Genomic DNA, 13,484 nt, shown 5'->3' with positions numbered 1-13,484 from the left:
AATTAACCGTCATATGCCCACAACCGCCCTGATCGGAATGCAGCGCCTTTGATGACTCGACGGCTTTTACCTTTTTTCCTGCTGGGCACCGTAGCCCTGGGTGGCTGCGCCACGGTGGACGCCCCGCGCATTCCCAGCGACGCGCTGCCCGCCGCGCAATCGTCGTTCGGCCGCTCGATCCAGGCCCAGGCCGCGCCCTACCAGGGCCGCTCCGGCTTCCGCCTGCTCCCCAACAGCAGCGAAGCGTTCATGGCGCGCGCCGAACTGATCCGCAATGCCCAGAGCAGCCTCGACCTGCAGTACTACATCGTCCACGACGGCCTCAGCACGCGCATGCTGGTGGACGAACTGCTCAAGGCGGCGGATCGTGGCGTACGTATCCGCATTTTGCTGGATGACACCACCAGCGATGGTCTCGACCAGGTCATCGCCACCCTCGCCACCCACCCGCAGATCCAGATTCGCCTGTTCAACCCACTGCACCTCGGACGCAGCACCGGCGTGACGCGGGCCATGGGGCGCTTGTTCAATCTGTCGCTGCAACACCGGCGCATGCACAACAAACTGTGGCTGGCGGATAACAGCGTGGCCATCGTCGGCGGACGCAACCTGGGCGATGAATACTTTGATGCCGAGCCGAACCTGAACTTCACCGATATCGACATGCTCAGCGTGGGGCCGGTCGCTGAGCAGCTCGGGCATAGCTTCGATCAGTACTGGAACAGCGCACTGAGCAAGCCCATCGACGACTTTGTCTCAAGCAGCCCGTCCAAAGACGACCTGACCGCAGCTCGCTTACGCCTGCAAGACTCGCTGGCCGAATACCGTCAGCAGCATCACGTCCTGTATAACCGGCTGCGTACTTACCAGACCCAACCGCGCATGGACATCTGGCGACGCGAGCTGATCTGGGCCTGGAACCAGGCGCTGTGGGACGCGCCGAGCAAGGTGCTGGCCAAAGCCGACCCCGACCCGCGCTTGCTGCTCACCACCCAATTGGCGCCGGAGCTGAACAACGTCAGCCATGAACTGATGATGATCTCGGCGTATTTTGTGCCGGGGCAGCCCGGGCTGGTTTACCTGACCGGCCGCGCCGATGCCGGCGTGTCGGTGAGCCTGCTCACCAATTCCCTGGAAGCCACCGATGTACCGGCGGTCCATGGCGGCTACGCACCTTATCGCAAGGTGCTGCTCGAACATGGAGTGAAACTCTACGAGTTGCGCCGTCAGCCGGGCGCAGGCGGCAGCGGCAGTGGCGCGCACCTGTTTCGCCGCGGCGCTTTCCACGGCTCGGACTCCAGCCTGCACAGCAAAGCCATGATCTTCGACCGGGAAAAATCGTTTATCGGTTCGTTCAACTTCGACCCACGCTCGGTGCTGTGGAACACCGAAGTCGGCGTGCTGGTGGACAGTCCCGAGCTGGCGGAACACGTGCGCAACCTGGCGCTGGAAGGTATGTCACCGGCCTTGAGCTACCAGGCGAAATTGCAGGACGGCCAGCTGGTGTGGGTCACCGAGGACAACGGCCAGATGCACACGCTGACTCGCGAACCAGGCAACTGGTGGCGGCGGTTCAATGCCTGGTTCGCTACGAGTGTTGGGCTGGAGCGCATGCTTTAGGGTGGGAGGGGGCTTGCTCCCGATAACGGTGGATCAGTCAGTGCATGGGTCACTGGTGGACCGCTATCGGGAGCAAGCCCCCTCCCACAGTTGATCGAATTCAGGCCGGTTGCGCGACGCCAAATGCGCCCTGGCGCAGTAACAACAGCACCAGGCCCAACGCGCCGGCGGCCATCAGCAATGGCAATGCATGCCCGCTGATCCACTGACCGCCCGCGCCAGCCACCAACGGACCGATCAGGCAACCGATGCCCCATAGCTGCGCCACATGGGCATTGGCGCGTACCAGCGCGTCATCGCGGTAGCGCTCGCCGATCAGGATCAACGACAGCGTGAACAACCCGCCGGCACTGGCGCCGAAGATCACCCATACCGGCCAGATCAGCAAAGTGTGCATCAGCACCGGAATCGCCAGGCTTGAGGCCAGCAACAGCACCGCACAACTCAAGAACAACGTCCGCCGCGGCAGGTAGTCGGCCAAGGCGCCGATCGGCAATTGCAACAGAGCATCACCGACCACCACGGTGCTGACCATCGCCAGGGCGATCTCGGCAGTGAAGCCTTGCTGCAGGCAATACACCGGCAGCAGCGTCAGAATCATCGCTTCGAACGCCGCAAATAACGCCACCGCCCACGCAATCGCCGGCAAGCTGCGACAGAAGCGCCACAGGTCGCCGAAAGTCACGCTGAAAGATTCGGCAGTGGGTGCGCCGGACCGCCCCAACAGCAGCAGCGGTGCAACCATCAACAGACCCACGCCAACCCAAAAGCCATAATCCTGATCGGTGCCCAGCAGGCCCAGCAGCAGCGGCCCCGAGAGTTGGCTCAAGGCATAGCTGCAGCCATACAGCGCCACCAGGCGGCCACGCCATTGCTCCACCACCAACTGGTTGATCCAGCTTTCACCGAGGATGAATACGATGGTCAGGATCACCCCGATCATCAGTCGCAGCACCAGCCAAACCGGGTAACTCGGCAGGATCGCCAGCAACCCTATGGAGACCGCCCCGGCCCACAGGCACAAGCGCATCAGGTTGGCGGTGCCCAACCAGGAAGCCATGCGGCTGGAAACCTTGGCGCCGAGCAGCACGCCAAAGGCCGGCATCGCGGCCATCACCCCAATGGCGAAGCTGCCGTAGCCCCAGCCCTCCAGGCGCAGCGATACCAGCGGCATGCTGACGCCCAAGGCCAGGCCCACACTCAGCACCGAAGCCAGCACGGCGAAATAAGTCGCCCAACGCATGTCCACGCTCCTGTGGGGAATTAACAAAACACACAAAATGAAAGTGGGAGGGGGCTTGCTCCCGATAGCAGAGTGCCAGTCACTGCATGGGGTGACTGATACACCGCTATCGGGGGCCAGCCCCCTCCCACATTAGACCTGCGGTGTTGCTTAGAGCTTGATCCAGGTGGCCTTAAGCTCGGTGTACTTGTCGAACGCGTGCAGCGATTTGTCGCGACCGTTGCCCGACTGCTTGAAACCACCAAAGGGTGCAGTCATATCGCCACCGTCGTACTGGTTGACCCACACGCTACCGGCGCGCAAGGCCTTGGCGGTCAGGTGCGCCTTGGAGATATCAGCTGTCCATATGGCTGCGGCGAGGCCATAGACGGTATCGTTGGCAATCTTGACCGCTTCCTCGGCACTGTCGAAGGTGATCACCGACAGAACCGGGCCAAAGATCTCTTCCTGCGCGATCTTCATGGCATTGGTCACACCGTCGAAGATGGTCGGCTCGACATAAGTGCCGCCGGTTTCTTCCAGCGTACGCTTGCCACCGACCACCAGCTTGGCGCCGTCGGCATGGCCAGCCTCGATGTAGGACAGCACGTTGTTCATCTGTTGGGTATCCACCAGCGCGCCGACGTTGGTCGCCGGGTCCAGTGGGTTGCCCGGCTTCCAGCCTTTGAGGGCCTCGATCACCAGCGGCAGGAAGGTGTCCTTGATGGAGCGCTCGACGAGCAGGCGCGAACCTGCGGTGCAGACTTCGCCCTGGTTGAAGGCAATCGCGCTGGCAGCGGATTCGGCAGCGGCCTGCAGGTCCGGCGCATCGGCAAACACGATGTTCGGGCTCTTGCCGCCCGCTTCCAGCCACACACGCTTCATGTTCGACTCGCCGGAGCGGATCAACAGCTGCTTGGCGATCTTGGTGGAGCCGGTGAACACCAGCGTGTCGACGTCCATGTCCAGCGCCAGTGCGTTACCCACGGTATGGCCGTAACCCGGCAGCACGTTAAACACACCTTTTGGAATACCGGCCTCAACGGCCAGGGCCGCGATGCGTATGGCCGTCAGTGGCGATTTTTCGGACGGCTTCAGGATCACCGAGTTACCGGTGGACAGGGCCGGGCCGAGCTTCCAGCAGGCCATCATCAAGGGGAAGTTCCACGGCACAATGGCGCCTACGACGCCCACCGGCTCGCGGGTCACCAGACCCAGCTGATCGTGAGGGGTGGCAGCCACTTCGTCATAGATCTTGTCGATCGCTTCGCCGCTCCAGCTCAGGGCACCCGCCGCGCCGGGTACGTCGATATTCAAGGAATCGCTGATCGGCTTACCCATGTCCAGGGTTTCAAGCAGTGCCAGCTCTTCGGCGTTGGCCTTGAGCAACGCGGCGAAACGCAGCATGGCGGACTTGCGCTTGGCCGGCGCCAGGCGCGACCAGACACCGGAATTGAACGTGGCACGGGCGTTTTCCACGGCACGCTGGGCGTCAGCGGCGTCGCAGCTGGCAATGGTGGCCAATACGCGGCCATCGACCGGGCTGATGCATTCGAAAGTGTCGCCGGAAGCAGCGGCGGTGTACTCGCCATTGATGTAGGCGCGGCCTTCGATCTTCAGCTCCTTGGCGCGTTGTTCCCAGTCGGCACGGGTCAGGGTGGTCATTCGAGTGTCCTCCTCTTATTGAATACAAGGCCCGGGTGATGTCCCACGGCAGCCTCAAAGAATTCTTGCCCGGCCAGCCTGCTGTTCGGCTCAAGGCAGCTGCCACCCTAAACCAGCGGCTGGGGATGTTTCAATATATTTGACACAACCCCGGTAAACGCCCTTGCGATGTTCATTTTAATAAACATAGACTTTGGTCTCTCCAACCCCAGGCCAGACGGGACACGCACATGAGCATCCAGGACATCGTCGACTTCAGCCAAGCCAACACCGCCCCCGAGCGCTACCGCCCTGCCGCCGAAAAAATCCTCAAGGGTGATCCCGAACAAACGCTCTACAACCACTACAACAGTCCGTGCGGACAGATGAGCGCCGGAGTGTGGGAAGGCGAGGTCGGGCACTGGAAGGTCAATTACACCGAACACGAGTACTGCGAGATTGTGCAGGGTGTTTCTGTATTGCGGGATGTCGACGGCAATGCCAAGACCTTGCGCGCCGGCGACCGCTTCGTGATCCCCGCAGGCTTCAGCGGCACCTGGGAAGTGCTGGAGGCGTGCCGCAAGATCTACGTGGTGTTCGAACAGAAAGCCTGAACCGCAAATTTCAGGCAAAAAAAAGCCCGGATCGTGAGATACGGGCTTTTTTTCACAAGAAAGGCAACCAATTACTTGATTTTGCCTTCTTTGTAGATCACGTGCTTGCGAACGCGCGGGTCGAACATTTTCTTTTCGAGCTTGTCCGGGGTAGTACGCTTGTTCTTGTCGGTAGTGTAGAAGTGACCAGTACCGGCGCTAGAGATCATTCGAATCAATTCACGCATGATATAGCTCCTTAGATTGTGCCAGCGCGGCGCAATTCAGCCAGCACGACAGTGATGCCACGCTTGTCGATGATGCGCATGCCTTTGGCAGATACGCGCAGACGGACGAAACGTTTCTCTTCTTCAACCCAGAAGCGGTGATGCTGCAGGTTCGGCAGGAAACGACGACGGGTTTTGTTATTTGCGTGGGAAATGTTATTCCCAGTCACCGGACCCTTACCGGTAACTTGACAGACTCTCGACATGCCTCAGCCCTCTAAAACCACATGCCCAACCCGGCATGGGTTGGCCGCTTAATCTCTCAGTCATTTGGCGCCAGGCGCCGCGTTTCTTTAGGGTCTTACCGGCTACACCTACAAGCGAAGGAACCGGGCCCCTAGAAAAGAGCGCTGCTTTATACCAGAAAGACCCCGGTGCAACAACAGCCCGTGCGTTTTTACCGACTTAAATCTCGGCTTCGGACGCCTGAACCATTGCCAGCAGGGCCCGCTGAACAGCCGACCGCTCGTCGCACGGAATGATTTGCACAGCCTGCGCGCGCGGATGAAGCGCACAGCGAAATGCACCAGGCCGCCATCAAAACAGCATTTGAGGCAAAAGCACAGGCAAAAATGGGCTAGTCATTTATCCGGCAGACCACTACGGTAGGCTTTTTTCCAGACTGCACTCGCAGATGGGCCTTCGATCTGCACAGGAAACCGAATATGCGCCTCGCAGCCCTACCGCTACTGCTAGCCCCTCTATTTATCGCGCCGCCGGCCGTTGCCGCCACCAGCTTGAGTGTTTGCACCGAAGCCAGCCCCGAAGGGTTCGATGTGGTGCAATACAACTCGCTGACCACCACCAACGCCTCGGCCGACGTACTGATGAATCGCCTGGTGGATTACGACGTAGCCAGCGGCAAGCTGGTACCCAGCCTGGCAGACAGCTGGGAAGTGTCCCCGGACGGCCTGACGTATACCTTCAAGCTGCACCCGAATGTGAAGTTTCATCGCACTGAATATTTCACCCCAAGCCGCACCCTGACCGCCGAAGACGTGCGTTTCAGCTTCGAGCGCATGCTCGACCCAGCCAACCCATGGCACCAGATCGCCCAAAGCGGCTTCCCCCATGCGCAGTCGCTGCAACTGCCCACACTGGTCAAAAAAATCGACGCCCTTGACCCGCTCACCGTGCGTTTCACCCTCGATCACGCCGACTCCACTTTCCTCGCGGCGTTGAGCATGGGATTCGCATCGATCTATTCAGCGGAATATGCCGATAAACTGCTCAAGGCCGGCACACCGGACAAACTCAACAGCCAACCGATAGGGACTGGCCCGTTCGTGTTTGTGCGTTTTCAAAAAGATGCCGTGGTTCGCTACAAGGCCAACCCGGACTACTTCGCCGGCAAACCGGCTGTGGACAACCTGATCTTCGCCATCACCCCGGATGCCAATGTGCGCTTGCAGAAACTGCATCGCGACGAATGCCAGATCGCTCTTTCGCCCAAGCCATTGGACGTCGGCGAAGCCGAAAAGGACCCAGCGCTCAAGGTGGAAAAAACGGCCGCCTTCATGACGGCCTTCGTGGCCATCAATAGCCAGCACCCACCTCTGGACAAGCAGGAAGTGCGTCAGGCAATCAACCTCGCCTTCGATAAGGGCAGTTACCTCAAGGCCGTGTTCGAAGGGACCGCCGAAGCCGCCAATGGACCCTACCCGCCCAACACCTGGAGCTACGCCAAGGACTTGCCGGGTTACCCGCAGGACCTCGCCAAGGCCAAGACGCTTCTGGAGCGTGCCGGGCTCAAGGACGGCTTCAAGACCACCATTTGGACGCGTCCCACGGGCAGCCTGCTGAACCCCAACCCAAACCTCGGCGCGCAGCTGCTGCAAGCGGACCTGGCCAAGGTAGGCATCCAGGCCGAGATCCGAGTGATCGAGTGGGGTGAGCTGATTCGCCGTGCCAAGGCGGGCGAGCATGACCTGCTGTTCATGGGGTGGGCTGGCGACAACGGCGACCCGGATAACTTCCTGACCCCGCAATTCTCGTGTGCCGCGGTGAAATCCGGGACGAATTTCGCCCGCTACTGCGACCCGACGCTGGACAAACTGATCAGCGCCGGCAAGACCACCAGCGAGCAAGGCGTGCGCAGCAAGCTGTATCAACAGGCCCAGGCGCAGATCCAGCAACAGGCGCTGTGGCTGCCGTTGGCGCATCCGACGGCGTTTGCCCTCACACGCAAGAATGTCGAGGGGTATCAGGTGAGCCCGTTTGGACGCCAGGATTTTTCCAAGGTCAGCGTCAAGCCCTGAAAACCAGGCCCGCCCCACCGGGGCGGGCTTACATCCACCCATATTCCGCCATCGATAACGGGTCTCCATCCCCCACGATGATGTGATCCAGCACCCGTACATCCACCAACTCCAGCGTCTTTTGCAGCAACTTGGTCAATTTCCGATCAGCTGCGCTCGGTTCAAGACTTCCAGAGGGGTGGTTGTGGCACAGGATCAAGGCTGCTGCGTTGTACGACAGCGCACGCTTGACCACTTGCCGGGGGTAGACTATCGCCGCATCGATGGTGCCCTGGGACAACACCTCAAACCCGAGCACCCGGTGTTTCGAGTCGAGAAACAGGCAGCCGAATGTTTCGTGGGACTCATGGCGCAACAATGCCTTGAGGTATTCGCGCACGGCCACCGGGCTTTCCAGTACGGAGTCTGTGCGCAGCCGTTCGGCCAGGTGACGCCGGGACATTTCCAATACCGCCTGCAACTGTGCGAACTTCGCCGGCCCCAGCCCCAAATGCTGGCTGAACAGTGTCTGGCTGGCCTCCAGAAGCTGACGAAGCCCACCAAATTGCACCAACAGATGGCGCGCCAGGTCGACCGCGCTTCTGCCGGAAACCCCAGTACGCAGGAAAATTGCCAGCAACTCGGCATCGGACAGGCTTGCCGCACCCCACTCCAGAAGTTTCTCCCGCGGACGTTCCGCCACGGGCCAATCACGAATACTCATACCGCCTCCCTCTCCATACGCCCCATGGCATGTGCGTCGCTGTTGCCTGGCGGACGCTGTGTTATCGTAGGCCCTCTTTTTTGCGTGCGATTTCACCTGGGGAGGGGGCATCGCAGGCGTCACTGAACTGGCAACACTGAACTGGAAAGGCAAACCAATGCAGCGTCTGTATCGGAAACGCATCGTTCTCGGCGTCGGCGGCGGCATTGCCGCCTATAAGAGCGCAGAGCTGGTTCGCAGGCTCCTGGACCAAGGCGCCGAAGTACGGGTGGTCATGACCCGCGGCGGCAGTGAGTTCATCACCCCGCTGACCATGCAGGCCCTGTCCGGCCACCCGGTTCACCTGGACTTGCTCGACCCGGCGGCAGAAGCCGCCATGGGCCATATCGAACTGGCCAAATGGGCCGACCTGGTACTGATCGCCCCGGCCACCGCCGACCTGATCGCCCGCCTGGCCCAAGGCATCGCCGATGACCTGCTGACCACGCTGGTACTGGCTACCGACGCCACCGTTGCCATTGCACCGGCCATGAACCAGGCCATGTGGCGCGACCCGGCCACCCAGGCCAACACTCAGCTCCTGCAAAGCCGTGGCCTCAAGGTATTCGGCCCGGCATCCGGCAGCCAGGCCTGCGGCGACGTCGGCATGGGCCGCATGCTCGAAGCCACGGACCTGGCACTGTGTGCCGCAGAGTGCTTCCAGCACCTGGCCCTGACCGGCAAGCACGTATTGATTACTGCCGGCCCCACTCAGGAAAACATCGACCCGGTGCGCTACATTACCAACCATAGCTCAGGAAAAATGGGCTTTGCCTTGGCAGAGGCCGCGGTTGAGGCAGGCGCACGCGTCACCCTGATCACCGGCCCGGTTCATTTGCCGACCCCTGATCGCGTCACGCGAATCGACGTAGTGAGCGCCCGCGACATGCTGGCGGCTTGCGAAGCAGCCATTCCGTGCGATCTGTTTATCGCCTCGGCAGCGGTAGCGGATTACCGCCCGGAAGTCGTAGCCCCGCAAAAGCTCAAGAAAGACCCTACAAACGGTGACGGCCTGCTCCTGCAAATGGTGCGCAACCCGGACATTCTTGCCAGCATCGCAACGCGCCCGGATCGCCCCTTCAGCGTCGGCTTTGCAGCCGAGACCGAGCATCTGCTGGACTATGCCGCACGTAAATTGAAAGACAAAAACCTCGACCTGATCGTTGCCAATGATGTCGCCAACCCGAGCATCGGCTTCAACAGCGAGGAAAATGCCTGCAGCGTGATCGACCGCGAACTGCACGCCACCCTTTTCGCCCAGACCAGCAAGGGCAAGATTGCCCGCCAACTGATCTCCTTTATCGCCCAACGGCTGAACCAGGTTTAATTTCCATGCACGCTTTGCAAGCCAAGATCCTCGACCCACGCATCGGCAACGAATTCCCACTGCCGGCCTACGCCACACCGGGCTCCGCCGGGCTGGACCTGCGCGCCATGCTCAAAGAGGACACGGTCCTCGAACCAGGCCAGACGATCCTGATCCCCACTGGGCTATCGATCTATGTGGGTGACCCAGGCCTGGCGGCATTGATCCTGCCGCGCTCCGGCCTGGGCCACAAACACGGGATTGTGCTGGGCAACCTCGTGGGCCTGATCGACTCTGACTATCAGGGCGAACTGATGGTGTCCTGCTGGAACCGTGGCCAGACGGCCTTCAACATTGCCGTCGGCGAACGCATCGCCCAGTTGGTATTGGTACCGGTGGTACAGGCGCACTTCGAACTGGTACAGGAGTTCGACGAAACCCAGCGCGGCGCAGGTGGTTTTGGGCATTCCGGCAGCCACTGACTAAGCTGAATCAAGCCGGATGCTGCTGTCCGGCCTGATACCACCGCACGGCTTTTCAGGATGAAGAATGCGCGGATTTAACCAGCGATATTTCCCTAAAGAAATCAATGGATTACGCGACTGCCATAGCAAAGCCAGCACGCCGATGGCATTTTTGCACCACGAACTCTCTGCCGAAAACGTCGTCTTACCCTTCAGTTTGAGCCTGCCGGTCAGCCACATTAAGGCCAGCTTTGCCCCCTTCAGATGGAGTTCCCCCCGCGATGAGTACCGCAGCCCGAGTAGCCCCGACCTTCCCCGACAGCATCTTCCGCGCCTACGACATCCGTGGCGTGGTGCCCAAGACCCTGACCGCTGAAACCGCTTACTGGATTGGCCGCGCCATCGGCTCCCAAAGCCTGGCGCAGAATGAGCCCAACGTTTCGGTCGGCCGTGACGGTCGCCTGTCCGGCCCCGAGTTGGTGGAACAACTGATCCAGGGCCTGGCCGATAGCGGCTGCCATGTGAGCGACGTCGGCCTGGTGCCGACGCCGGCGCTGTACTACGCAGCCAATGTGCTGGCAGGCAAGTCCGGGGTGATGCTCACCGGCAGTCATAATCCGTCGGACTACAACGGCTTCAAGATCGTCATCGCGGGCGACACCCTGGCCAATGAACAGATCCAGGCCCTGCACAACCGCCTGAAAACCAACGACCTGACCAGCGGCAAGGGCAGCATCACCAAAGTCGACATCCTGCAGCGCTACTCTGACGAAATCACCCGCGACGTCAAACTCGCACGCCGCCTGAAAGTGGTGGTGGACTGTGGCAACGGCGCGGCCGGCGTAATTGCGCCGCAACTGCTCGAAGCCCTGAACTGTGAAGTCATCCCGCTGTTCTGCGAAGTCGACGGCAACTTCCCCAACCACCACCCGGACCCAGGCAAGCCTGAAAACCTGGTGGACCTGATCGCCAAGGTCAAGGAAGTGGGCGCCGATGTGGGGCTGGCCTTCGACGGCGACGGCGACCGCGTGGGCGTGGTGACTGAAACCGGTGAGATCGTGTTCCCGGATCGCCTGCTGATGCTTTTCGCCCGTGATGTGGTGGCCCGCAATCCCAACGCCGAGATCATCTTCGACGTGAAATGCACCCGCCGCCTCACCCCGCTGATCAAGGAGTACGGTGGTCGCCCGCTAATGTGGAAGACCGGTCACTCGTTGATCAAAAAGAAAATGAAGGAAACCGGTGCGTTATTGGCCGGCGAAATGAGCGGCCACGTGTTCTTCAAGGAGCGTTGGTTCGGGTTTGACGACGGTATTTACAGCGCCGCCCGCCTGCTGGAGATCCTCAGCAAGGAAAAATCCTCCGCCGAAGAACTGTTTCAGACCTTCCCGAATGATATTTCTACTCCAGAGATCAATATCCATGTGACCGAGGAGAGCAAATTCAGCATCATTGATGCACTGCACGATGCACAATGGGGTGAAGGCGCCAACCTGACCATCATTGATGGTGTGCGAGTCGATTACGCCAAAGGCTGGGGCCTGGTTCGCGCATCCAACACCACACCGGTGCTGGTGCTGCGTTTCGAGGCGGATACCGAGGCTGAGTTGCAGCGCATCAAGGACGTGTTCCACGCCCAGTTGAAACGTGTTGCCCCTGATCTCCAATTACCGTTCTGATTTTTTACCGGAGCACTGAATGACCCTCGAACGCGAAGCCGCCGCCAACACCGCCAAGGTCCTGTCCGAAGCGTTGCCTTATATCCGACGCTACGTCGGCAAGACGCTGGTGATCAAGTACGGCGGCAATGCCATGGAAAGCGATGAGCTCAAGACCGGCTTTGCCCGCGATATCGTGATGATGAAGGCGGTGGGCATCAACCCGGTGGTGGTTCACGGTGGCGGCCCGCAAATCGGCGACCTGCTCAAGCGCTTGTCGATCGAGAGTCATTTCATCGATGGTATGCGTGTGACTGACGCACAGACCATGGACGTGGTGGAGATGGTCCTCGGCGGCCAGGTGAACAAAGACATCGTCAACCTGATCAACCGTCATGGCGGCAGCGCCATCGGCCTGACCGGTAAGGACGCCGAACTGATCCGTGCGAAAAAACTGACGGTGACCCGTCAGACGCCGGAAATGACCCAGCCGGAAATCATCGATATCGGCCAGGTGGGCGAAGTGGTTGGCGTGAATACCGACCTGCTGAACCTGCTGGTCAAGGGTGATTTCATCCCGGTAATCGCACCAATCGGCGTAGGTGCCAACGGTGAGTCCTACAACATCAACGCCGACCTTGTGGCGGGCAAGGTGGCTGAAGCGCTGAAAGCTGAAAAGCTCATGCTGCTGACCAACATTGCCGGCCTGATGGACAAGCAAGGCAAGGTCCTCACCGGCCTGACCACCCAACAAGTGGACGACCTGATCGCCGACGGCACCATCTATGGCGGCATGCTGCCAAAGATCCGTTGCGCGCTGGAAGCGGTGCAAGGCGGCGTCGGCAGCTCGTTGATCATTGATGGGCGTGTACCGAACGCGGTACTGCTGGAAATCTTCACGGATACCGGCATGGGTACGTTGATCAGTAACCGCAAGCGTCCTTGATCAATAGGTACTAAAAAGCCCCACCTCCTGTAGGAGGTGGGGCTTTTTGTTGTGCGGCGCTTACTGGACGCCGAACTGCTCGCGGTACGCCTTCACCGCCGGCAGGTGCTGCTTGAGCTGCGGATCATCTTCCAGGAACTGCAACACCTGGTTCAGCGATACGATGCTCACTACGGGAATGCCGAAATCGCGCTCGACTTCCTGGATGGCCGACAATTCACCATTGCCACGCTCCTGACGGTTCAGCGCGATCAGTACGCCGGCAGCCTTGGCGCCTTCCTGGGACGCAATGATCTGCATCACTTCGCGGATCGCAGTACCGGCGGTGATCACGTCGTCGATGATCAGCACTTCGCCCTTGAGCGGTGCCCCGACCAGGCTACCGCCTTCGCCGTGGGCCTTGGCCTCTTTGCGGTTGAAGCACCATGGCAGGTCCTGGCCATGATGTTCAGCCAGGGCCACAGCAGTAGCCGCCGCCAGGGGGATACCCTTGTAGGCTGGACCGAACAGCACGTCGAACGAAATACCGCTTTCAACGATGGCCGCCGCGTAGAAACGACCCAGCTGGGCCAGGGCCGAACCCGAGTTGAACAAGCCCGCATTGAAGAAGTACGGGCTGGTGCGCCCGGACTTGAGAGTGAACTCACCGAAGCGCAAAACGCCGCGATCGATGGCAAAACGAATGAAATCGCGTTGATACGCCTGCATGAAAAAAGCCTCAGATACCACGGATTTAGCTAATTA

13 protein-coding genes and 1 pseudogene are annotated in these 13,484 nt (G+C 60.4%); 7 read left to right on the top strand and 7 right to left on the bottom strand.

The genetic code is table 11. The features are described from left to right. Positions 1-51 precede the first annotated feature (51 nt). Positions 52-1,620, top strand: coding sequence for a phospholipase D family protein (locus ACQRBV_RS10010; protein WP_411984920.1), 1,569 nt, complete (start codon positions 52-54; stop codon positions 1,618-1,620). A 100-nt stretch (positions 1,621-1,720) separates the two neighbouring features. Here ACQRBV_RS10010 and ACQRBV_RS10005 read toward each other — a convergent pair whose 3' ends face one another. Further along, a complete protein-coding gene (locus tag ACQRBV_RS10005; RefSeq protein ID WP_244384863.1) occupies positions 1,721-2,863 on the bottom strand; it encodes an MFS transporter in 1,143 nt (380 codons plus the stop codon). Between the two features lie 150 nt (positions 2,864-3,013). Further along, entirely contained in the window at positions 3,014-4,507 is a 1,494-nt protein-coding gene (locus ACQRBV_RS10000) for an aldehyde dehydrogenase (protein WP_411984919.1), read from the bottom strand. Between the two features lie 230 nt (positions 4,508-4,737). On the opposite strand from ACQRBV_RS10000, the gene ACQRBV_RS09995 reads away from it, so the two are divergent. After that, the gene (locus ACQRBV_RS09995; RefSeq protein WP_060753660.1) at positions 4,738-5,100 is read left to right on the top strand and encodes a cupin domain-containing protein; all 363 of its coding nucleotides are present in this window, start codon (positions 4,738-4,740) and stop codon (positions 5,098-5,100) included. 71 nt (positions 5,101-5,171) lie between these two features. Here the strand turns inward: ACQRBV_RS09995 and rpmG are convergent, their stop codons facing one another. Further along, on the bottom strand, positions 5,172-5,327 hold the full coding sequence (gene rpmG / locus ACQRBV_RS09990) for a 50S ribosomal protein L33 (protein ID WP_003176906.1): 156 nt from the start codon (positions 5,325-5,327) through the stop codon (positions 5,172-5,174). An 11-nt stretch (positions 5,328-5,338) separates the two neighbouring features. Next, positions 5,339-5,572 carry a 50S ribosomal protein L28 gene (gene rpmB / locus ACQRBV_RS09985; RefSeq protein ID WP_010207494.1) on the bottom strand — a complete coding sequence of 78 codons (234 nt, stop codon included), beginning with the start codon at positions 5,570-5,572 and terminating at the stop codon, positions 5,339-5,341. Positions 5,573-6,031: 459 nt separating this feature from the next. Between rpmB and ACQRBV_RS09980 the strand changes: the two genes are divergently transcribed. Then, positions 6,032-7,624 (top strand): ABC transporter substrate-binding protein, encoded by a 1,593-nt coding sequence (locus ACQRBV_RS09980; RefSeq protein WP_411984918.1) that lies wholly within the window; start codon positions 6,032-6,034, stop codon positions 7,622-7,624. A 28-nt stretch (positions 7,625-7,652) separates the two neighbouring features. Here the strand turns inward: ACQRBV_RS09980 and radC are convergent, their stop codons facing one another. Next, a complete protein-coding gene (gene radC, locus ACQRBV_RS09975) occupies positions 7,653-8,327 on the bottom strand; it encodes a RadC family protein (RefSeq protein WP_060753662.1) in 675 nt (224 codons plus the stop codon). 157 nt (positions 8,328-8,484) lie between these two features. Between radC and coaBC the strand changes: the two genes are divergently transcribed. Both coaBC and dut read left to right on the top strand, forming a co-directional pair. Continuing rightward, positions 8,485-9,693 carry a bifunctional phosphopantothenoylcysteine decarboxylase/phosphopantothenate--cysteine ligase CoaBC gene (gene coaBC / locus ACQRBV_RS09970; protein WP_060753663.1) on the top strand — a complete coding sequence of 403 codons (1,209 nt, stop codon included), beginning with the start codon at positions 8,485-8,487 and terminating at the stop codon, positions 9,691-9,693. A gap of 5 nt (positions 9,694-9,698) precedes the next feature. Further along, positions 9,699-10,154 carry a dUTP diphosphatase gene (dut, locus tag ACQRBV_RS09965; RefSeq protein WP_016975923.1) on the top strand — a complete coding sequence of 152 codons (456 nt, stop codon included), beginning with the start codon at positions 9,699-9,701 and terminating at the stop codon, positions 10,152-10,154. Here dut and ACQRBV_RS09960 read toward each other — a convergent pair whose 3' ends face one another. Continuing rightward, positions 10,155-10,376, bottom strand: coding sequence for a hypothetical protein (locus ACQRBV_RS09960; protein ID WP_158683651.1), 222 nt, complete (start codon positions 10,374-10,376; stop codon positions 10,155-10,157). 35 nt (positions 10,377-10,411) lie between these two features. On the opposite strand from ACQRBV_RS09960, the pseudogene ACQRBV_RS09955 reads away from it, so the two are divergent. Both ACQRBV_RS09955 and argB read left to right on the top strand, forming a co-directional pair. After that, a pseudogene (locus ACQRBV_RS09955) lies at positions 10,412-11,815 on the top strand (phosphomannomutase/phosphoglucomutase); the annotation flags it as partial. 19 nt (positions 11,816-11,834) lie between these two features. Then, positions 11,835-12,740 (top strand): acetylglutamate kinase, encoded by a 906-nt coding sequence (gene argB, locus ACQRBV_RS09950; protein WP_060753665.1) that lies wholly within the window; start codon positions 11,835-11,837, stop codon positions 12,738-12,740. Between the two features lie 60 nt (positions 12,741-12,800). Here the strand turns inward: argB and pyrE are convergent, their stop codons facing one another. After that, positions 12,801-13,448 carry an orotate phosphoribosyltransferase gene (pyrE, locus tag ACQRBV_RS09945; RefSeq protein ID WP_104995021.1) on the bottom strand — a complete coding sequence of 216 codons (648 nt, stop codon included), beginning with the start codon at positions 13,446-13,448 and terminating at the stop codon, positions 12,801-12,803. Positions 13,449-13,484 lie beyond the last annotated feature (36 nt).

This window comes from Pseudomonas sp. R11F (assembly GCF_050312575.1).
GTDB classification, from domain to species: domain Bacteria; phylum Pseudomonadota; class Gammaproteobacteria; order Pseudomonadales; family Pseudomonadaceae; genus Aquipseudomonas; species Aquipseudomonas palleroniana.
This window is presented reverse-complemented; position numbering and strand designations above follow the sequence as displayed.